Raw genomic sequence first — 20,387 nt, 5'->3', positions numbered from 1 at the left:
GAGTGGGGGCCGGGCTAGAGGTTGCCGAGCGGGCCGGCGGCCTTCACCCGCAGCCGCAGCGCGGGTTCGGGCAGATAACTCATCGGTACTTCGGTGATCTCCACGACCTCCACTCCGGCCGGATCGGCTCCGGCCTGCACGGCCCGGCGTCCGGCGACGTCGGACGCCTCGGCGATGGCCTCCCTGCGGCCCTCGCCGGCCGGGATGATGGTCTCGATGGTCCCGCTGACCATGGCGATCGCCGCGCCGACGGCGTTGGCGATGTCTCCGTGCGCGGGGCGGATCACCTCGGCGACGCCGGCCAGGGCGTCGGGGATCAGGAACGACCCGCCGCCCACCGCGACCAGCGGCTGGTCGGTCTTGCCGAGGGTCATCCGGTCGACGGCGTCGGCCAGCATCCGGTCGGCGGTCTCCACCGCCGAGCCGAGCGCGCCGCGCAGCCGCTCGGGGATCGGCGAGCCGGCCGGCGCGCCCCGGCCGGCCAGCGCGCCCGCGTCGGTCATGGTGGGGGTGTCGCCGCCGAAGGTCAGCGCCTTCTCGGTGATCCGGTAGCCGACCGACTGCGGCCCGACCGACCCGTCCGGCCCGATGACGGTGCCGCCGCCGAGCGCGAGGGCGAGGATGTCGGGCATCCGGAAATTGGTCCGCACCCCGCCGATCTCGACGCCCGCGGACGACTCCCGGGGGAAGCCGGCGTACAGCACGCCGAAGTCGGTCGACGTGCCGCCCACGTCCGCGATGATCGCGTCGGTGAGGCCGGACAGGAACGCGGCGCCCCGGATGGAGTTGGCCGGGCCCGATCCGATCGTCAGCACCGGGTACCGGACGGCGTAGTCGATGGCCATCAGCGTGCCGTCGTTCTGCGCGAAGTAGGTGGTGACGTCCAGGCCGCGCTCGGCCAGCGTGTGCTGGAGCCCGTCCCAGACGGCGCTGATGACCCGGTAGAGGGCGGCGTTGAGGATCGTGGCGTTCTCGCGCTCCAGCAGCCCGAGCGTGCCGATCTCATGGCTCATCGAGATGGGCACCGCGTCGCCGAGCTCGTCCCGGGCGATCTCCGCCGCCTCCAGCTCCTGGTCGGCGAAGGCGGGGCTGAACACGCTCGTCAGCGCGATCGCGTCGGCCTCCCCGGCGACGTCGGCGAGGACGGCGCGCAGCGCGCCGGGGTCGAGCTTGGAGATCGGCCGGCCGTCGACGTAGTGGCCGCCGGGGAGCACGGCGGTGCGCGCGGTGATCGCCGCCGACAGGTCGGCCGGCCAGGACTGCGCCGGGGGGACCGAGGTGGTCGCCGGCCCGCCGAGCCGGATCGCGGCCACCTTGCCGAGCCCGCGCCGCTCCAGGATCGCGTTGGTGGCGTGCGTGGTGCCGAGCATGACCCGGCCCACCCGCCGGACGTCGTCGCCGAGCTGGTCCAGCACCGCGGTCAGCGCCGCGTGCAGGCCCGAGCTGACGTCGGCGCTGGTCGCCTGCTTCGTCCTGGCGAGGACCTCGCCCTTGGCGCTGAGGACGACCGCGTCGGTGTTGGTGCCGCCGACGTCGACACCGATGCGCAGGTCGCGGGCGACGGTGCCGCCGGACGTACGGTCAGCCATGGTTGAGCTCCTCCACGGGCGTGTAGTCGATGTCGTAGCCGAACGCCCGCGGGCCGGCCGTGGCGAGACCGCGCTCGGTCCGCCAGATCGGGTCGCAGGGCCAGGACAGCACCGCCACTCGCTGTCCGTAGCGCAGCGACTCGGTGGAGATGGCGCCGGCGGTCTGCGCGTCCACCACGGTGATCAGGTCGGGGACGCAGGCGCGCGGCCGGCCGTCCTCCAGCGCGATCAGGTTCTCGTTCTGGATCTCCACGCGGAGCAGCCGGCCGCGGTCGTCGCCGGTGCCGTCGACGACCAGGCTGCCGCGCACGAACCCGCCGCCGGTCCGCCGCTCGACGTCGATCACTTTTCCGGTGATCAGCACGCTGGCGTCCAGCGTCGCGCACAGGGCGCCGAGCGGGTCGGCGCCGTCCTTCATCGCGTGGCCGATCGCCAGGGCCTTGCTCACCGTTCCCTCGATGACCGCGCCCCGCGCCTGCGCGCCGGTCAGCACGTAGTCGGCCATCAGCGCCGACGCCCCGCTGGCGACGCAGACCGCGCGGGAGATGCGCTCGGACCACAGCCCGTCGATCGGGCGCACCGTGGTGACGTTGCCCTGCACGTCGGCCAGGACGACGAGGTTCACCGGCCGTCCCGCCACGTACATCGAGACCATCTGGACCTCGGGGAACGCCCGTCCCATCCCGTCGGCGTCGACGAGCGGCAGACCGAGCCGCGCCGCCCAGCCGACCGGCCCGACGCCGTTGGAGCCGCCGATCTCGCAGGCCATCACCGCGGCCACCGGGCGGCCGAGGATCCGCTCGACCTCGTCCCGGATCAGCAGCGGCTCTTCGCCGCTCATCAGCATCTCGTGGGCGACGGTGGGCGCTCCGATCCCCGACAGCGGAAGGACGAGGCTGTCGTCGGGCACCTCCGACAGCGGGATCAGCGGCACCTCGCCGTACTCGTCGATCGCCCGGACCGCGGTCAGCGTGCCCGTCTCGACGTCCCCGCCGCCCCCGGTGCCCAGGATCGCGCAGCCGCGGGCGAGCGCCGGAACGTCGTCGAGCGTCACGCGACCGGTCCTCGAAGGTGTCATCTGCATGCTGGAAGAATGGTCCCACCTTCTGACCTGGCGGAAGGGTGGAGGGCACAAGGTTCCGCGAGGGTTTGTGCCGATGGCACAATGCGAGCGTGTCCTTCGTCTCGGACCTGGTCGGGACCGGTTCCCGGATCCCCCTCACCCTGCTCGCCGGCCCGGCCGACGCCGTGCCGCTCACCTCCGTGACCGCGGTCGAGGCCCTGGCGCGGCTCCAGCGGGCCCCGGAGGGGGCGCTGGTCGTCGTGACGGGACGGTCGGCCGCGCGGGCCGCCGGATACGAGCTCGACATCGCCGTCCGGACCGCCGCCGAGCGCGGCGTGCCCGCGCTGGTCCTCATCGGCTGCGGAACGCTGCCGATCACCGCGGCCCGGCTGGCCGACCGGGCCAGGCTGGCCGTGCTGTCGGCCGAGGAGGACTGCGACGTCGCCGAGGTCGTGCTCTACCTCGGCCAGGTCATCCGGGGCGACGCCGCCGACTCGCTCGCCCGTGCGCAGGCGGCGCTGCGCATCGTCCGGGAGGCCGGCGAGCCCACCGGGACCGCCGAGGGCGACCGCGTCGCCGCGCTGCTCGAACGCGTCGGGGCGGTGCTCGGCCGGACCCTGGTGACCACCGACGGGACGGGGGGACCGGCCGGCGCCGAGCCGATCTGGGTGGCGGGCCGCCGTCAGGGCGGCGTGACGGGACCGCCCGACGACGCCGTGCGGCTGGTGCTGCCCGCCGTGGCCGCCGCGATCGGCCGGCTGCGGCAGCACGCGCTGGAGCGGGCGACCGCGCCCGGCCAGACCCGGTCCGACATCCTCACCGAGCTGATCGTCAGCGAGCGTGCCCAGGCGGGGGCGCTGGCCGACCGGGCCCGCCTGCTCGGCCTCGCCGTGGACGACCTGCACACCGTCATCTGGATGACCCCGGACCGGCCGTCGGGCCCCGACCCGGCCGAACTTGCGGAACGGCGGCGGCTGTTCGACACCCTCACCCTGCGCACCCACCAGGCCCAGCTGCCGTCCGGCGAGTCGTGGAATCTCGCCCGCCTCGCCGCCGACATCGTGCTGGTCGGCACCGCCCGGGCCGAGATCCGACCGCCGCGCGCCCTGCGGCTGATCGACGCCGTGCGCGCGGCCGTGGCCGAGGAGCATCCCGGCACGGTGCTGCGCTTCGGGATCGGGACGCCGCAGCGGGGGGTGGAGGGCCTGCGCCAGTCGGCCACGGAGGCCCGCGCCGCGGCGGCCATCGCCGTCCGCTCCGGCGAACTCGTCCACGCCTTCGACGCCGCGGGCATCAACCGGGTGCTCGCCCAGATCGCCGCCTCGCCGCTCAGCCGCCGGGTGGTCGACGACCTGCTGCGCCCGCTCGACGCGCTCGGCCCCGGGCGGTCGGCCGAGGCCATCGCGACGCTGGGCGCCTACCTCGACGCGCGCGGCTCGCTGAAGGCCGCCGCGTCCCGGCTGGCGCTGCACCCCAACGCCGTCAACTACCGGATCAGGAAGATCGTCGAGAGGCTCGGCGCCGACCTGTCCGACCCCGACACCGCGTTCGCCCTGCACCTGGCCTGTCGCGTCCGCCTCCGCGACTGACCCGGGCCGCCGCCGCGCGGAAACAAAAGAACCGCCCTCGCCCCGGAAACCCGGGACGAGGACGGCCTGGTAATCAAATCAAAGCGGCTCGAAAGCCGCGATCATCACTGTTCGTCAGTCACCCCGAACGACGCCGTCGTCGTCGAGGATGATGTCGCCGTCTTCGTTCTCGCCAACCTTCTTGGCCATATCAGTAACCCCGTTCTTATTTGCAACCAACTGTGAACAAATTGACGGGTCGCAAGAACCCGCATGGATGACTGTACAGAGCCCCGTTGGATCGGCAACCCGTTTCTTGGAAGAAGTCGGGCGATGTGTGTGCAAGGGCACAAGTAGAACCGGCCGCCACCCCCGAGAGGGGATGGCGGCCGGCCACTGCATCGCCCGGATCGGTGAAAGCCGGGCGTCGTTCAGGTGGAGATCAGCGCGCGTCGGGGCTCACGAGAGCCCAGTAACGCTTGCCGGACGTGGTGCGAAAGGCGCCGCACCGGTGGGTCAGTTCGACCACCAGCCCGAGCCAGGTCCTGGTCAGGTCCCGCACGTCGGGCATGGCGGCGTTCCCGTCGCTCACCGTGATGAGGGGGTACTTGACCCACTCGTGGGGGCGCTCGTCGGTGGCCCAGCCCAGCGTCACGGTGACGGCCGGGCTGCCGGGGCGGATGACCCCGGCCTGCGGCCGCCAGAGGGGCTGGGTGTTGCGGATCAGCTCCATCGCGACCCGCCTCACGTCGCCCTGCACCTCCTCGGGGAGGTCGCTGAACATGCCCTGCACCGCGTGCCTGACCATGGCGTCCGTGGGCTCGTTGAGCTCGAACGACTGCAGGTCGATGGCGTAGGGCACCTGCTGGTCGCTCTCGAACGCGGGCCTGCGCTGCGAACGAGAGGCGCCGATGACGGTCGATCCGTGCATGGAAACACTCCTTCTTGGTTGCGTGGCGAGAGCCGGGAAGGTCACTCGCGAGGTCTACCGTCCGGATGCGGCCATGGACCGCAACTCTCGTCGGGTGAGCGGACGCAGGTGGTAGGGGGTCTCCAGCCGGCCGAAACGGCGTCGCGTCACCGAATCCGGCGGGCTGTGTCAGGTTCAGGGCAAAAGAAGAACCGGCCTCCACCCCCGTCGGGGGTGGAGGCCGGTCCGTCTCCTCGCCTCGGCTTCCGATCAGGAGCCGTGGCGACCGTTGGCGCGGACGGCGGGCGGGGGGCCCGCGATCAGATCTGGGCCCACACGACCTTGCCGTACGGTGATGCGGCCTCGCAGCCGTACTCGTGGGCGTAGTCCCGGATGGAGGTCAGGCCGCGGCGGGCCGACGACCAGTGGAAGTCGCGCAGGTCGCCCCGGTCGTAGACGGCGACGCGGACGCAGGTCGTGCCGCGCACGTCGACGGTGCCGACCTCCAGGCGGATGTTGCGCGGCAGCGGCTCGTCGCCCACGCGGGCGAGGTCCACGCCCGTCGTGTGCTGATAGGCGTTGAGCAGGAGCTCGTACGCGAACTGCTCCAGCCTCTGCGCGACGTCGTACGGGAGATTCAGCTCCGCCAGAACGTGGCGCGTCAGGAGGGCCGCGCGGTCGGGCCGAGCCTGTTCCAAAGCGAAGAAGAGCCTCCGGAACGGGGGGAACTTCTCCTGGTCGGGGATCTCGTACATGAGATGCCTTTCTGAGATGTGGTTTGCATGACCGCGGGGTTCTGAGGCCCCGCGGTAAGGGACCGTCCGCGCGCGGTGGCACCGAGCAAGCCGGCGACCCCTGTGCCTTCGGCGGTTGCGTCTTCCGGGGGTCTCCGGACGGGTCCTCAGTGTGTTCTATCGACGGAGTGCCGGGCTGGGCTGCATCGGGCTGATCGCCCGCATCGTGCTCCTCGTGATGATGGGCATCGTGTTGATCATCTGCGTGGCCAACCGTTCCTGGCTGCAGGCGAAGGCCGTCAACGCGATCTACCAGGGCCGGCCCCAGATCCATTCCGGCAAGTACTTCAAGCCCGGTGCGACCGCGGTGGAGGACGGCGTGCGGCAGGAGGCCGTGCTGATCGACGAGAAGCCGTACGTCCGCGTGAAGTCACCGCCCGACGAATGGCGCGAGAAGCACAAGGGCGCCAAGTGCAAGGACCACGTGTGCACGGCCCCCGCGACTCACGAGTCCTTCAACGGCGGCGGCGCGATCGACATCGGGAGCGTGCTCGCCGGGCTGGTGCTGTGCTATTTCGTCTGGATCCTGATCAACGGCGATGACGACTATGACGACCGCTACTCCCCGCGCTATGACCGCCGCTACGACCGCCGCCACGACCGCCAATACCGGCGCTGACCGCCGCCGGCCGTCCCCCGGCCTCCCGAAGCCCGGACGGGCGTCCCGTCCGGGCGGTTAAAGTGCCGGAGGCTGTGCAGACGCCGGATCGGGGCGAGGGTCGATGGTCGCGTTCGTGTTGGTGCCCGTCGGGTTCGCGGTCGGCGTTCTCGCGGCGCCGCTGGCGGCGCCCTACGTGGGCGAGGTCCCGCGCCGCCGCCGGATCCTGATGGGGCTGGTCACGGCCGCCCTCTTCGGCGTGCTCGGATGGCGGGCCGGGTTCGAGCCCGTCCTGCCCGCGCTGCTGTACCTCGCGGCCGCGGGCGCGCTTCTGGGCTTCATCGACGTCGGGGTCAAGCGGCTGCCCGACCGGTTCACGCTCCCGTCCTACGGCGTCGCGGCGGTGCTGCTCGCCGCGGCGGCGCCGTTCACCGAGGACGGCGCGCGGCGGTTCGAGCACGCGCTCGCCGGCATGGCCGCGCTGTTCGCGCTGTACTTCGCGCAGGCCCTGCTCGTCCCGTCCGGGATCGGCCTCGGGGACGTCAAGCTGTCCGGCGTGCTCGGCCTCTACCTCGGCTGGTTCGGGCAGCACGCCTGGATCACCGGCCTGCTCACGACCTACCTGACGGGCGGCCTCGTCGCCCTCGGCATCATGATCGCCCGCCGCTCCCGTAAGGGCGACTTCCCCTTCGGCCCCTGCATGCTCGCCGGGACGCTCGCGGCGATCCTGCTCGCGGCCGGATGAGGGTCAGCCGCAGAGCTTGCGGCCCGCCTTGACGCCTCCGCCGATCTTGTTGATGGCGGGCGGCGCGAGGCGCACCCCGTTCGCCCCGATGACGAGCCGGACGCCGTCCCGCGGACCGGCGGGGTCGGAGGTGAGCAGCGCGTCCGGGACGTCCCGCGCGAGCGCCGACGCCTGCGCCTCCGCGGCCGGCGCGTAGACGAGGCGGCTCTCCGATTCCGCGGCGGCCTTCTCGACCTTCTTCTCCACCGTGAACCCGCGCTGCCGGAGCTGGTTCACGACCTGCTTCACCCGGGCGTCCCGGGCGCCCGCGTCGACCACGGTGACGCGCACCTTGCCGGGCGAAGGCGGCGCCGGCCGCGGCCGGGCGGGCTCGGCCGGCTCCGCGGGCAGCTCGTCGTCGTGCCGGATCGCCTCGAACAGCGGCTTCGCGAGTTCCTCGTTCCACTGGACGCGGTTGGGATCCGGCGCGTACCCCTCCACGGGGACGGTGACGAACCGCACCTGGCCCGCGCTCATCCCCTTGAGCCCGTCCGCCAGCTTCCGCATCCCCGCCAGATCCAGGTCGTCGTCGGTCGTCATCGACTTGGTGGCGGCCTTGAGGAACTTGTACGTCTTCGCCGGATCCTTGAGGACGGACCCGCTGGTGGCCTTGTCGACCACCGCCGCCATGAACTTCTGCTGCCGTTCGATGCGCTCCAGGTCGGAACCGTCGCCGAGCGAGTAGCGCGCGCGCACGTAGCCGAGCGCGTCGTCCCCCTTCACGGTCTGCTTCCCGGCCTTCAGGTAGAGCTCGGCCCTCGGGTCCCTGACGGGCTTGTCGACGCAGATCTCGACGCCGCCGAGGGCGTCCACCATCCGCTTGAACCCGGCGAAGTCCACCTGGACGAAATGGTCGATGTGGATGCCGGTGAGCGACTCCAGCGTCTTCCACGTGCACGTCGGCCCCGCGTACGCGAACGCCGCGTTCAGCATCCCGAACTGGGCCGGGACGGTGCCGCCCTTCTCCTTCTTGCACGCCGGCATCTTCACCATCGAGTCGCGCGGGAAGCTGATCCCGATCGCCTGGTCCCGGTTCGGCGACAGGTGCAGCAGGATCGTGGTGTCCGACCGCGCCCCGGCCATCCCCGGCACCGCGTACTCCGAGTTCTCGCCCTCCCGCGTGTCGGACCCGATGAGCAGGATGTTGAGCGACTTGTTGAGCTTCTTCGGCCGGTTCGCGCCGAGCTTGTCGCTGACGTGTTTCTGCTCGATCCCGCCGACGAGGTCGTGGTAGAGCCACGCCGCGCCGCCGCCGGCGGCCAGCAGCAGCGCCACCGCGCCGACCGCGACCCACCGCAGCCCCTTCCGCCGCCCGCCACCGCGCCGGGCACCGGTGGCGGTCCCGGCGGGCGCCGCCTCGTCCGGCCCGCGTTCCTCCGCCTCCGCCCCGCCGGGCGCGACCGCCTCCTTGTCGTCGGCGTCCTTGTCGTCGGCGGTGGACTTCTCCTCGCCCGTAGCCGGCTCGTCCGTCTCGGCTTCCGCGGAAGCGTCTCGTCCCGGGGAATCCGGTTCCGTGCCGCCGGCCGCCTCTGGGGCCGCCGGTGGCCGGCGGGCGGCCTCGTCCCCCGCGAGGTCGTCGCGGCGAGGGTCTTTGTCGCTCATCGGTCCCGTTTCGGGGCGGGCCCTGGGGAGGGCACGTGGTCTGCGTGGTCCGTCAGTTTAGGGAGGCCGCCGACTGGGGGAGCCTGTACCTCCAAGTGTTAGATGCCTAGAACGCCCGTTCTGTTGACAGGCGAGCGGAAATCCGGGGTCGCGGGGCGGGCGGCCTTCCGTACGATCGGTGCCGTGGACGCGGGGTGGGTGATCGGCGGGCGGTTCACCATGCTCGACCGGATCGGGGTGGGAGGGACCAGCCGCGTGTGGCGCGCGTTCGACCGCGCGGAAGGGCGGTACTGCGCGGCCAAGCTCGTCCGGCAGCAGGGCGCGACGTCGATGCTGCGGGTCGTCCGGGAACGGGCGCTGCGCATGGCGCACCCCCACGTGCTGACCCCCTACGCCTCGTGCATGGCGTACGACGACGTGCTCCTCGCCATGGACCTCGTGCGCGGGGGTTCGCTGGAGACGCTCCTCGGGGACTACGGCAGGCTTCCGCCCGAGTACGCGGCCGAGATCCTGGACCAGTTGCTGGCCGCGCTGAGTCACATCCACGGCGCCGGGGTCGTCCACCGGGACGTCAAGCCCGCCAACCTGCTGCTGGAGCCGAGCCCGGTCGGGGCGCCGCACGTGCGGCTCGCCGACTTCGGGATCGCGCTGGGGGAGGACGACCAGCGCTTCACCACCACCGGCTTCGTCGTGGGGACGCCGGGGTACCTCGCTCCCGAGGTGCTCGACTGGGACCGTCCCGGCCCCCGGCAGGACCTGTACGCCGCGGGCATGGTCGCCTGGCGGATGCTGACCGGCGCCGGGGACCCCGCGCCGCGCCAGCGCATCGGCGTGCCGCCCCCCGGTGTCCCGCCCCTTTTGTGGGCGCTGGTCGCGCATCTGTGCGCGGCCGACCCTGCGCAGCGCCCCGCGCACGCCGAGGCGGCGCGCCGGGCGCTCGCGGCGTGCCGGCTGGAACTTCGCTTCCCCGTCCGCACGCTGGACGGCGAGCCCCTGCAGATCTTCGACCACCTGGGCCCGCCGCCCGCACCCGTCTGAGCGGAAGGGTCACCGGGCGGCGGGGACGACCACGTGGCGGTCCTTGCGCTCGCCGCCCGCTGTCAGCTCCTCTCGTAGACGATCTCGACTCGGCGGTTCTTGGCGCGGCCGGCGGGGTCGTCCTTGCCGCCCTGCTCGTTGGGGGCGACGGGCTTGGTCTCGCCGTAGCCCCGGGCCTCGATCCGCGGGCCCGTCCCAGTCAGGGCGCCCGCCAGCTCGGCCTTGACCGCCTCGGCGCGCTGCTCGGAGAGCGTCAGGTTGGAGGCGGGGTCGCCGATGGAGTCGGAGTGCCCCGACACCTGGACGGCCCCCCGGGCGTCGCGGAGGCGGGGCGCCAGCTCGGCTATGCGGCGGCGCGCGGCGCCGGTGAGCGTCGCCTTGCCGAAGTCGAACAGGACGTCCGCCGAGATGCGGACGGTGACCTGACGCCCGCCGGCCTCTTCCTCCTCCAGGGGGACGACCGCCTGTTCGAGGTCGATGCCGCGCACGGAGGCGTCGGTTTCGATCGAAAGGACGCTCTGGGCCAGGTTCTGGTCCGGGGCTCCGGGGTCGGCCCCGGCGACGGCCGGGACCGCGAGCACGAGGGCCAGGGCGCCGGCGAGGACGGCCGGACGGCGCACGCGGCTCACCGCTCGACCGGGACGTCGCGGAAGGTGGGCCATGTGCCGATCTGCAGGTCGACGGACTTCACGTTCTCGGGCGGGGCGGCGAAGGTGAAGTAGAACGGGGTGGGCTGGTCGTTGGCCATGTTCGTGAAGATCTCGTCGGTCTGCAGCTCCTTGCCGCCGGAGTCCTTCACCACGACGTACCGCTTGAGGTTGACCGGGTCGATCAGCGCGGTGCCGAGGCCGTGCTCGCCGTTGAGGCGGTAGGCGTTGACGCGGGTCGGTCCGCCGGGGGGCACGTGCGGGGTGAGCTGCACGGTGAGGGTGGCGAGCCTCCCCTTCGCCCTGAGGCCCATGACCGCGATGTCGAGCTTGGCGCCCTGGGCGATCGGGCTGTCGAAGGTGCCCTTCACCACCGGCTTGGCGGCGTCGTCGAAGCTCGCGCCGCCCACGGCGCCCGCGGCCTTCCTGCCGCCTGCCGGGGAGGAGGACGAGGACGAGGACGAGGGCCCGTCCGTCCCCGGCAGGGAGCAGCCGGCCAGGCCGCCGGTGAGGAGCAGGGCCGTCGCGGTGGCGGCGCCCAGGCGATGTGCCAGGCCCATCGTCTATCCTTCCGATCGTCACATATGCAAACACTGTTTTCCGTGGCACGATGGCAGCGGATCCCGCACAACCATGTGCGGTCGCGAATCTAGCGTTTGCATCTGTAAATCGTCAAGGGGGGCCGGTGAGGTGAGCGTCGCCGAGGACACGATCGCCCGGAACCGCGCGCTGCAGACCGAGTGGTACGGAGAGCCGCTCGGCGACCGCGTCCGGCCGCTGCTCGGCCGCCTCGGGATGTCGCAGTCGGGGCTCGCCGGCGTGCTCGGGCTCTCGGCGCCGATGCTCTCCCAGCTCATGTCGGGCCAGCGCGCCAAGATCAGCAACCCGGCCGTCCTGCACCGCCTGATGGCGGTCGAGGACCTCGTCGCCGCGCCCGGCTTCGACGCGCTGACCGCCGCCGGGGTCCAGGCGCGGCTGGAGGAGATCAAGGCGGAGTCGGCGGCCACGACGTCGGGGATGCGCGGCGCGGTCTCCGGGCGCGTCCCCGCCGGGCCCGCGCCGTCGAGCGCCGAGGGCGCGGCGGAGCGTGCGGTCGAAGGCGGGGCGCCGGAGCGTGCGGCCGGACGCGGGGCGGCCGAGCCGGCGCGGCTCGTCCAGGCCCTGCTGCGCGAGGTGGCGTCCGCCGCCGAGATCGAGGCGGCCGCCGGGCTCATCGCCGACCGCTTCCCCGATCTCGCCGAGGTGCTGCGGGTGTACGGGGCCGGCCGCACGAGCGAGGCCGAGGCGCACTTCGCCCGGACGGTGCTGAAGCACACGCCCGGCGATCGGGCGGCCATGCCGCAGCGGTCTCGTCTCGATTCAATTTGATCATAACGACTGGTTATGGGTCCCGGAGGCCGTGAAAGGGCGCTGAACGGGCTAAAGTCTGTGGTCAGGGTCACATGCGGGTCTGCCTGTTATGTATGTCACAGCTCCTGGCGGGTGGCGTAGGGTCGCTTCGCTGGAAGCGCACACGAGGCGTCACGGCCCGCATGCGGCACGGCCTCCGGCCGCCGCGCGCGGCCCGGCCGGGGCGCCCCGCCGCCGGCCGAGGCGCGAACGGCCGCATGGTGCGCGCGGACCGTGGTACGGGGACACGACGACCCGAGCTCAGGAGAGCGATCGATGACCACTGTGGAGGCGCCGGCCAAGTCGCGCGCCCAGATCAAGGAACGCACCCTCCGCAAGGACAACTGGCGCCTGTATCCGGTCACGACCTTCGTGATCTTCACGGCGTGGGTGGTGTACGCGACCGTCCGGGCCTTCTGGGGCGCGGCCTTCTACGTGCCGGAGTTCCACTACCTGACGCCGTTCTACTCCCCGTGCCTGAACGAGATCTGCAACAACGTCACGGTGGACGGCCACACGGGCGACGCGGCGGAGTTCGGCACCTTCCTGCCGGCGGCCACCCGCGGCTGGATCCCCTTCGCGGCGATCTCGCTGCCGTTCCTGCTGCTGTTCCGGCTGACGTGCTACTACTACCGCAAGGCCTACTACCGCTCGTTCTGGGCGGCTCCGTCCGCGTGCGCCGTCCGCGAGCCGCACGGCAAGTACACCGGTGAGCGCCGCTTCCCCCTGATCGGCCAGAACCTGCACCGGTACTTCTGGCTCGCCGCCTTCGCGATCTCCCTGATCAACACCTGGGACGCGGTCCGCGCCTTCCACGGCAAGGACGGCGGGTTCGGCATCGGGCTCGGCACGCTCATCCTGGTCGCGAACGTGGTCCTGCTCTGGCTGTACACGCTGTCGTGCCACTCGTGCCGGCACATCGTGGGCGGCCGGCTGAAGAACTTCTCCAAGCACCCCTTCCGCTACCGGATGTGGGGCTGGGTGTCCAAGATCAACCAGCGCCACGGGATGTACGCCCTGATCACCCTGGGCTCGCTGGTGGTGGCCGACCTGTACGTCGCGCTGGTCGCCAGCGGCACCATCTCCGACCTGCGCATCTTCAACTGAGGCCAAGGAATCATGACTGAGATCGAGAGGCACCTCTACGACGTCGTGGTGATCGGCGCGGGCGGCGCCGGGCTGCGCGCGGCGATCGAGGCGCGCCTCCAGGGCAAGAAGACCGCGATCATCTCCAAGTCGCTGTTCGGCAAGGCCCACACGGTGATGGCCGAGGGCGGGGCCGCCGCGGCGATGGGCAACGTCAACGCCAACGACAACTGGATGGTCCACTTCCGCGACACCATGCGCGGCGGCAAGTTCATGAACAGCTGGCGCATGGCGGAACTGCACGCCAAGGAGGCCCCGGAGCGCATCTGGGAGCTGGAGCTGTGGGGCGCGCTGTTCGACCGCACCAAGGACGGCAAGATCAGCCAGCGCAACTTCGGCGGGCACGAGTACCCGCGGCTGGCGCACGTCGGCGACCGGACGGGCCTGGAGCTGATCCGCACCGCCCAGCAGAAGATCGTCGCCCTCCAGCAGGAGGACCACGCCGAGCACGGCGACTACGAGGCCAGGCTGAAGGTCTGGGCCGAGACGACGGTCACGCGGCTGCTGAAGGACGCCGACGGGAAGATCTGCGGCGCTTTCGGCTACGTCCGGGAGACCGGCAAGTTCGTCGTGTTCGAGGCGCCCGCGGTGGTGCTGGCGACCGGCGGCATCGGCAAGGCGTTCAAGGTCACGTCCAACTCCTGGGAGTACACCGGGGACGGGCACGCGCTGGCCCTGCTCGCGGGCGGATCGCTGCTGAACATGGAGTTCGTCCAGTTCCACCCCACGGGGATGGTCTGGCCGCCGTCCGTCAAGGGCATCCTCGTGACGGAGTCGGTGCGCGGCGACCGCGGCGTCCTGCGCAACTCCGAGGGCAAGCGGTTCATGTTCGACTACATCCCCGAGGTCTTCAAGAACCAGTACGCCACCACCGAGGAGGAGGGCGACCGCTGGTACGACGACCCCGACAACAACAAGCGCCCGCCCGAGCTGCTGCCGCGCGACGAGGTGGCGCGCGCGATCAACTCCGAGGTCAAGGCGGGACGCGGGTCGCCGCACGGCGGGGTCTTCCTCACCGTCGTCGACCGGATGCCGGGCGGCGCCGCTGAGATCGTCAGGCGGCTGCCCTCGATGTACCACCAGTTCAAGGAGCTGGCGGACGTCGACATCACCAAGGAGCCGATGGAGGTCGGCCCGACCTGCCACTACGTGATGGGCGGGGTGGAGGTCGACCCCGACACCGGCGCCGCCAAGGTGCCCGGCCTGTTCGCGGCGGGCGAGGTCTCCGGCGGCATGCACGGCTCGAACCGGCTCGGCGGCAACTCGCTGTCCGACCTCCTGGTGTTCGGCCGCCGGGCCGGGCTCGGCGCGTCGGAGTACGTGGACGGCCTCCCGGCGCGTCCCGCCGTCCCCGACGCCGAGATCGAGGCGGCGACGGCCGAGGCGATGGCCCCGTTCGAGCGGGAGGGCGGCGAGAACCCCTACGCCGTCCACGCCGAGCTGCAGCAGACGATGAACGAGCTGGTCGGCATCATCCGCAAGGAAGAGGAGCTGAAGCAGGCGATCGAGTCGCTCGGCAAGCTCCGCGAGCGGGTCGCGGCCGTCAGCGTCGACCCCGTCGCGGTCGGCGACGGGCGCGGCTACCACCCGGGCTGGCACCTCGCGCTCGACCTGCGCAACATGCTGCTGGTGTCCGAGGCGGTCGCGAAGGCGGCGCTGGAGCGCCAGGAGAGCCGCGGCGGCCACACCCGCGACGACTACCCGGCGATGTCGCCGGAGTGGCGGAAGGTCAACCTCGTCTGCTCGCTGGCCGGCGACCCGTCCTCGCCGCACGTCGAGCTGAGGCGCCAGCCGCTGACGCCGATGCGGCAGGACCTGCTCGAACTGTTCGACAACGACGAGCTGAAGAAGTACCTGACCGCCGAGGAGCTGCCGACGCCCCTCGCCGGGAAGGGCCCGGCCGGCGACGCGGAGGCCGCGCCGGAGCCGGACGCGGACGACGCCGCGGAGAACGAGGAGGACGGCCGATGAGCTACGAGGCGAAGTTCAAGGTCTGGCGCGGCGACGACGGCGCGGGCGAGCTCACCGACTACACCGTCGAGGTGAACGAGGGCGAGGTCGTCCTCGACATCATCCACCGGCTTCAGGCCACGCAGGCGCCCGACCTCGCCGTCCGGTGGAACTGCAAGGCCGGCAAGTGCGGCTCGTGCTCCGCGGAGATCAACGGCATGCCGCGGCTGCTGTGCATGACCCGGATGTCGACCTTCGACCCGGAGGAGACGGTCACCGTCACCCCGGTGCGCACCTTCCCGGTGATCCGCGACCTGGTCACGGACGTGTCGTTCAACTACCAGAAGGCACGCGAGGTCCCCTCGTTCGACCCGGGCGACGCCAAGCCGGGCGAGCTGCGCATGCAGCAGGTGGACGTCGAGCGCTCGCAGGAGTTCCGCAAGTGCATCGAGTGCTTCCTGTGCCAGAACGTCTGCCACGTCATCCGTGACCACGAGGAGAACAAGCCCGAGTTCGCGGGCCCGCGCTTCCTCATGCGCATCGCGGAGCTGGAGATGCACCCGGCCGACCAGGCCGACCGGCGCAACATCGCGCAGGACGACCACGGGCTCGGCTTCTGCAACATCACCAAGTGCTGCACCGAGGTCTGCCCGGAGCACATCAAGATCACGGACAACGCGCTGATCCCGATGAAGGAGCGGGTCGTCGGCCGCAAGTACGACCCGCTGGTGTGGCTCGGCAGCAAGCTCGGCATCGTGCGCAAGGGCGAGGACACCCCCTCCGCCTGACCGCACGGCCTTTCGCGAACGTCCCCCGCCGCCCCGCGCGACGGGGGGCGTTCGCGTTTCCGCCGCTCCCGTCACGGGGCGCCGTTCTGGCAGGCGGCGCTCCGTGGCCCGGCGGGCGGCGCGCCCCCGGCCCGCCGCCCGCCGTTCCGCCGTTCCCCGTGAACGCCGTGGACGCCGAGACGACCTCCGGCCGTGCACGCCGCGTCCAACACTGGCGCACCCTCGAATGTTCGAGTAGGGATAAGTGCACACAACGCGTGATTCAACCGTGATTCTTTACCGGGAGGCGGGAACGCTTCACGCCCTTTAGCGTTGTGGTCATGAGCGCCCCCGAAGGTTCTTTCCTCGGCGATCTCACTCCGGCGGAACGCGAGGAACTGGCGGCCCGCGGCCGCGTCCGCGAATTCGCCCGGGGGGAGATCCTCTTCGCCGAGGGGGAGGACCCCGGCTGGGTGGCGATCCTGCTGCGGGGCCGGGTCAAGGCGTGCGCCTACCGCGAGATGGGCGGGGAGACGCTCCTGGCGGTGCGCGGTCCGGGGGCGCTGCTCGGCGAGGTCGCCGCGATCGACGGGCTGCCCCGCTCGGCGACGGTCACGGCGCTCGAACCGGTGCGGGCGCTCGCGGTGACGGCCGACGAGTTCATGGCGTTCCTCCAGGCGCACGGGCGCGTCTCCGTCCTCATCATGCGGATGCTGTGCCAGCGCTGGCGCGACGCCGACCGCAAGCGCGTCGAGTTCGGCATGTTCGACGCGACGGGCCGGGTCGCGCAGCGCCTCGTCGAGCTGGCGGAGCGGTTCGGCGTTCCCTACGACCGGACGGGCGCGGCGGGCGGCGACAGCCTCCAGATCACGCTGAACCTCTCGCAGGAGGAGCTGGCGAGCTGGGTGGGCGCGTCCCGCGAGGCGGTCAGCAAGGCGCTGCGCACGCTGCGCCGGCACGGCTGGATCGAGACGGGCCGTCGGCGGGTCATCGTGCACGACCTGAAGGCCTTACGCCGCCAGGCGCGCTGAACCGCCGCCAGGCGCGCTGAACCGCCGCCGGGCGCGCTGAACCGCCGCCGGGCGCGCTGACCCGGTGCGCGGCAGGGGCCGCGGTGGCCCGTACGCTGTGCAGGATGCAGTTGCAGCAGCTCGCCTACTTCGTCGCGGTCGCCGAGGTACGCCACTTCACGCAGGCCGCCGAGCTGCTGCGCGTCGCGCAGCCTTCGCTGTCCAAGCAGATCCGCGCGCTGGAAGGCGAGCTGAACGTGTCGCTGTTCAGCCGCGCGCGGGGAAACATCACCCTGACTCCCGCCGGCGAGGCGCTGCTTCCCCTGGCGAAGCGCATACTGGCCGATGTCGACACCGCCCGCCTGGAGGTGCAGGAGCTGGTCGGCCTCAAGCGCGGGCGGGTCCGGCTCGGCGCGACGCCGTCCCTGTGCGCGGGCCTGCTGGCGGACGTCCTGCGCCGCTTCCACGACACGTACCCGGGGATCCAGCTCATCGTCGAGGAGGGCGGCTCCCGGGACCTCGTCCGGGAACTCACGCGCGGCTCCCTGGACATGGCCCTGGTCATCCTTCCCCTGCACGGCGACCCGCCCCTGGACACCACGCCGATCCTGCGCGAGTACCTGGTGGTGGCGTCCCCGGCGGGTCCCGAGCCGGGCGCTCCGGAGCGGCTGCCGAAGACCCCCCAGCTCCCGCGCCGCTCGTACCTGCGCATCCAGGACCTGCGGAACCGCCCGCTGGTGATGTTCCGTCCCGGCTACGACCTGCGCGAGGCGACCATCAGCGCGTGCAGGGCCGCAGGGTTCGAACCGAGGTTCGCGGTCGAGGGCGGCGAGATGGACGCCGTCCTGCGCTTCGTGGAGGTCGGCCTCGGGATCGCGGTCGTCCCCAGCATGGTGCTGGCCGGGCGCCCCGGCCTGCGCGGGACGCCGCTCGTCCTGGCCGACGACGAGGCGCGCCGCGGCCGCCACGGTCCCGGCCTGCTCCGCACCATCGCGCTCGCCCACCGCAAGGACGTCGAGCTCACCCACGCGGCCCGCGCGTTCCAGGAGACCCTCCAGGAGTTCCTCGTGGAGGCGGCCCTGGCGGGCAGCCTCCCGGCCGGCGTGGAGACCCTGGTCGACGCCTAGTCAGCCCTGCTGGAGGGCCACGTAGTCGGGCGGGACGAGGTGGGGCGGGTTGGCCGCCTGGGTGGCGTCGGGCTCGATGATGCGGAACATGTCGAAGAGGACGATCGGCACCTCGCGGCCCAGCACCTTCTGGACGAGGCCCGTGGAGTGCAGGTGGCGCGCGGCGTCGATGCAGAGGTCGTCGAAGTGGGCGCAGAGCCGTTCGTCCTGCTCGTCCTCCGCGTCGTCGCCCGGCTCGTACCAGAGGCCGAGGCGCTTCACCTCCTCCAGGTAGAGGGCGGTGCCCTCGGGGTCGGCGGGGTGGTGGCCCGCGGGTCCCGCTTCCTCCAGCAGCATGTAGGCGTAGCTCCAGCGCACCTCCAGCGGGTCATCGGAGGAGCGTTCGAGGTTCTGCCGGACGTTGCTCTCGGTGTTGTAGCCGATCGCCATGTACGGGTCGTAGGGGTAGTCCCAGAGTTCGTGGACGGTCGAGAACTCGCCGTGCGAGATCCGGAGCGAGATGACGTAGATGTCGGGGCGGAGGGCCTCGGGGAACGCGTGCAGGGAGTCTTCGGCGGCCCGGCGCAGGTGCTGCTGGAGGGTCATCCCCTCATGATCGCGGATCGAGGGAGCGGAGCCGGGCGACGACCCCGGCGGTCTGCGGGGTCCGGAGGTCCTCGAAGATGGCGAGGGCGCGCAGCCAGCAGTCGCGGGCGGCGTCGGGGCGGGACATCTGCATGTGGGCGCGGCCGAGGTTGTAGAGCGCCTCGCCCTGGCCGGGGCGGTCGCCGAACTCGCGGAAGACGTCCAGCGCCTTCTCGTAGTGGACGATGGCGGTGTGCAGGCGGCGCAGCCCGTGGTGGGCGTAGCCGAGCCCGTGCAGGGCCCAGCCGAGGGTCCGGCCGTCGGCCTCCAGCGCGATGCCGTGGGCCTGCTCGAAGTGGTCCAGCGAGGAGCCGAAGTCGGCGAGCCCGGCGTAGGCGTAGCCGAGGGCCGTCAGCGCCCGCCCGGTGTCGCGGCGGTCGCCCACCGCGGCGGCCAGCAGGACCGACCGGCGGTGGTGGACGACCGCCTCGCGGTACCGGCGCAGGCGGCGGCAGGCGTAGCCGAGCCCGTGCAGGGCCCACGCCTCGCCCCGGACGTCCCCCAGCCGGGAGAAGACCTCGCACGCCGCGGTGAACAGCTCGGCGGACTCCTCGAACCGCCACCGGTTCTGGCTGGCGTAGCCGAGGCCGCCGAGCACGTAGGCGACGCCGCGGTCGTCGCCGAGGAGGCGCGCGGACGCGAGGCCCCCGCGGAGCGCCTCGCTCCAGTCGGTCCACGGGCCGCGGAACAGGGTGAGCGGCAGCCGCCAGGCGATGTCGTGGTGGCCCTCGGCGGCGGCGGCCTGGGCGGCGGCGACCAGGTTGGGCCGCTCGGTCTCGCACCAGCGGCGGGCCTCGGCCGCGGAGGCGAAGCGCAGGGCGCGGTCCGGCTCGTCCGGCAGCGGCGGGGCGGTGACGCGGTCGGGGGACAGCAGGCGGCGCGCGTTGCCGGCGGTGCCGAGGTACCAGCCGAGGACGCGGCGGATGGCGGCCGAGCGCTCGTGCGGCGCGAGCCCTGAGCCGGGGGCGGCGTCGGGGTCGAGGACGGGCACCCCGTACCGGCCCTCGGCGCGCTCCGCCAGGCCGAGGTCGCCGAGCAGGAGCCGCGCCTCGGCGTCGGGGACGTCGATCAGGGCGGCCGCGGCCGGGACGGAGATCTCCGTGCCGGGGTGCAGGGCGAGCAGCCGGAGGACCCGGTCGGTGTCCGCATGCGGCCAGGAGTCCGGCGGCCGCATCCAGGCCCGTTCCCGCAGCTCCTTGACCGCGACCAGGGCGGGGCGGAAGGCGGCCGCGCGGCACGCGGGGTTCTGCCGCACGACCTCCTCGAAGAACCAGCCGGAGGTGATCAGCGCGAGGACGCCGGGGGAGGCGCGCAGCGCGTCCTTCAGGGGGGCGGCGGCCAGCAGCCGGAACGCCGTGTTGATGGCGGTGCCGGCGACGCCGTGGTCGTCGTGGTGGATCTCGCCGGCGTGCACCGCGACGCGGACCCTGATACGGGCGTCCGGCGGCGCGGCGCCGTTGTGGCGCTCCAGCAGGGCGGCCAGCCGCGCCGGGAACGGGCCGGCCAGCAGTTCCTTCGGCACGTCCGGACGGATGAGGATCATCGCCCCGTCGCCCCGGTCCTCGCAGTAGCAGGAGGCCGCGGGCACGCCGGACTCGTCGAGGGCCCGCCGTAAGGCCCGGTATAAGCCCGCCCGGACGGCGAGCTGGCCCCCGTTCGTGCGGCGGCCGTAGCCCTCGACGTCCAGGCACAGGATGGTCCGGTGCACCGCCGGGCCGGCGCCGCCTGCACAGTGCATCAGCTCGTGCATATGCACCCCCTTATGCATGTGCGGCAGCATG

The 20,387-nt window shown here is 72.5% G+C and carries 19 protein-coding genes; 10 read left to right on the top strand and 9 right to left on the bottom strand.

From position 1 onward, the window contains the following. Positions 1 to 14 precede the first annotated feature (14 nt). Together AB0C87_RS02545 and AB0C87_RS02540 are read right to left on the bottom strand one after the other, a co-directional pair. Complete coding sequence (locus AB0C87_RS02545) at positions 15 to 1,589, bottom strand: hydantoinase/oxoprolinase family protein (RefSeq protein ID WP_345177137.1); 1,575 nt, start codon at positions 1,587 to 1,589, stop codon at positions 15 to 17. After that, positions 1,582 to 2,643: a DUF917 domain-containing protein gene (locus AB0C87_RS02540; RefSeq protein WP_345177140.1), complete on the bottom strand. Its 1,062-nt coding sequence runs from the start codon at positions 2,641 to 2,643 to the stop codon at positions 1,582 to 1,584. The genes AB0C87_RS02545 and AB0C87_RS02540 overlap by 8 nt, the downstream gene beginning before the upstream one ends. 119 nt (positions 2,644 to 2,762) lie before the next feature. On the opposite strand from AB0C87_RS02540, the gene AB0C87_RS02535 reads away from it, so the two are divergent. Then, positions 2,763 to 4,241, top strand: coding sequence for a helix-turn-helix domain-containing protein (locus tag AB0C87_RS02535; RefSeq protein ID WP_360576167.1), 1,479 nt, complete (start codon positions 2,763 to 2,765; stop codon positions 4,239 to 4,241). A 421-nt stretch (positions 4,242 to 4,662) separates the two neighbouring features. On the opposite strand, the gene AB0C87_RS02530 is transcribed toward AB0C87_RS02535, so the two are convergent. Both AB0C87_RS02530 and AB0C87_RS02525 read right to left on the bottom strand, forming a co-directional pair. Further along, positions 4,663 to 5,151, bottom strand: coding sequence for a hypothetical protein (locus tag AB0C87_RS02530; protein ID WP_345177145.1), 489 nt, complete (start codon positions 5,149 to 5,151; stop codon positions 4,663 to 4,665). 299 nt (positions 5,152 to 5,450) lie between these two features. Beyond that, positions 5,451 to 5,885: a hypothetical protein gene (locus AB0C87_RS02525; RefSeq protein ID WP_360576165.1), complete on the bottom strand. Its 435-nt coding sequence runs from the start codon at positions 5,883 to 5,885 to the stop codon at positions 5,451 to 5,453. A 151-nt stretch (positions 5,886 to 6,036) separates the two neighbouring features. On the opposite strand from AB0C87_RS02525, the gene AB0C87_RS02520 reads away from it, so the two are divergent. Next, positions 6,037 to 6,543: a hypothetical protein gene (locus tag AB0C87_RS02520; RefSeq protein ID WP_360576163.1), complete on the top strand. Its 507-nt coding sequence runs from the start codon at positions 6,037 to 6,039 to the stop codon at positions 6,541 to 6,543. Positions 6,544 to 6,658: 115 nt separating this feature from the next. Continuing rightward, positions 6,659 to 7,267 (top strand): prepilin peptidase, encoded by a 609-nt coding sequence (locus tag AB0C87_RS02515; protein WP_360576161.1) that lies wholly within the window; start codon positions 6,659 to 6,661, stop codon positions 7,265 to 7,267. Positions 7,268 to 7,270: 3 nt separating this feature from the next. Here the strand turns inward: AB0C87_RS02515 and AB0C87_RS02510 are convergent, their stop codons facing one another. Then, positions 7,271 to 8,908, bottom strand: a complete 1,638-nt coding sequence (locus AB0C87_RS02510; protein ID WP_345177155.1) for an LCP family protein — start codon at positions 8,906 to 8,908, stop codon at positions 7,271 to 7,273. Between the two features lie 183 nt (positions 8,909 to 9,091). Here AB0C87_RS02510 and AB0C87_RS02505 point away from each other — a divergent pair, with 183 nt between their 5' ends. Then, positions 9,092 to 9,946: a protein kinase gene (locus AB0C87_RS02505; protein ID WP_353833313.1), complete on the top strand. Its 855-nt coding sequence runs from the start codon at positions 9,092 to 9,094 to the stop codon at positions 9,944 to 9,946. A gap of 62 nt (positions 9,947 to 10,008) precedes the next feature. Here AB0C87_RS02505 and AB0C87_RS02500 read toward each other — a convergent pair whose 3' ends face one another. Further along, the gene (locus tag AB0C87_RS02500) at positions 10,009 to 10,575 is read right to left on the bottom strand and encodes an OmpA family protein (protein WP_360576159.1); all 567 of its coding nucleotides are present in this window, start codon (positions 10,573 to 10,575) and stop codon (positions 10,009 to 10,011) included. Next, positions 10,572 to 11,153 (bottom strand): hypothetical protein, encoded by a 582-nt coding sequence (locus AB0C87_RS02495; protein WP_345177163.1) that lies wholly within the window; start codon positions 11,151 to 11,153, stop codon positions 10,572 to 10,574. Before AB0C87_RS02495 ends, AB0C87_RS02500 begins: the two co-directional genes overlap by 4 nt. A 130-nt stretch (positions 11,154 to 11,283) precedes the next feature. Here AB0C87_RS02495 and AB0C87_RS02490 point away from each other — a divergent pair, with 130 nt between their 5' ends. The 6 genes from AB0C87_RS02490 (at position 11,284) to AB0C87_RS02465 (ending at position 17,982) form a co-directional block, all read left to right on the top strand. Continuing rightward, entirely contained in the window at positions 11,284 to 11,961 is a 678-nt protein-coding gene (locus AB0C87_RS02490) for a helix-turn-helix domain-containing protein (protein WP_360576157.1), read from the top strand. Between the two features lie 297 nt (positions 11,962 to 12,258). Beyond that, a complete protein-coding gene (locus AB0C87_RS02485; RefSeq protein ID WP_345177166.1) occupies positions 12,259 to 13,089 on the top strand; it encodes a hypothetical protein in 831 nt (276 codons plus the stop codon). Positions 13,090 to 13,101: 12 nt separating this feature from the next. Further along, positions 13,102 to 15,099 carry a fumarate reductase/succinate dehydrogenase flavoprotein subunit gene (locus tag AB0C87_RS02480; RefSeq protein WP_360576155.1) on the top strand — a complete coding sequence of 666 codons (1,998 nt, stop codon included), beginning with the start codon at positions 13,102 to 13,104 and terminating at the stop codon, positions 15,097 to 15,099. Further along, positions 15,096 to 15,866, top strand: a complete 771-nt coding sequence (locus AB0C87_RS02475) for a succinate dehydrogenase/fumarate reductase iron-sulfur subunit (RefSeq protein ID WP_360576153.1) — start codon at positions 15,096 to 15,098, stop codon at positions 15,864 to 15,866. Before AB0C87_RS02480 ends, AB0C87_RS02475 begins: the two co-directional genes overlap by 4 nt. A gap of 320 nt (positions 15,867 to 16,186) precedes the next feature. Beyond that, positions 16,187 to 16,876, top strand: a complete 690-nt coding sequence (locus AB0C87_RS02470) for a Crp/Fnr family transcriptional regulator (RefSeq protein WP_345177174.1) — start codon at positions 16,187 to 16,189, stop codon at positions 16,874 to 16,876. A 104-nt stretch (positions 16,877 to 16,980) separates the two neighbouring features. Continuing rightward, on the top strand, positions 16,981 to 17,982 hold the full coding sequence (locus tag AB0C87_RS02465; protein WP_345177177.1) for a LysR family transcriptional regulator: 1,002 nt from the start codon (positions 16,981 to 16,983) through the stop codon (positions 17,980 to 17,982). Here the strand turns inward: AB0C87_RS02465 and AB0C87_RS02460 are convergent, their stop codons facing one another. Further along, positions 17,983 to 18,567 carry a hypothetical protein gene (locus AB0C87_RS02460; protein ID WP_360576151.1) on the bottom strand — a complete coding sequence of 195 codons (585 nt, stop codon included), beginning with the start codon at positions 18,565 to 18,567 and terminating at the stop codon, positions 17,983 to 17,985. Between the two features lie 4 nt (positions 18,568 to 18,571). Further along, on the bottom strand, positions 18,572 to 20,356 hold the full coding sequence (locus AB0C87_RS02455; RefSeq protein WP_360576149.1) for a tetratricopeptide repeat protein: 1,785 nt from the start codon (positions 20,354 to 20,356) through the stop codon (positions 18,572 to 18,574). Positions 20,357 to 20,387 lie beyond the last annotated feature (31 nt).

This window comes from Actinomadura sp. NPDC048021 (assembly GCF_040653135.1).
In the GTDB taxonomy this organism is placed as follows: domain Bacteria; phylum Actinomycetota; class Actinomycetes; order Streptosporangiales; family Streptosporangiaceae; genus Spirillospora; species Spirillospora verrucosospora.
The sequence above is the reverse complement of the archived record's forward strand: the minus strand, read 5'-3'. Positions and strand labels throughout refer to the sequence as shown.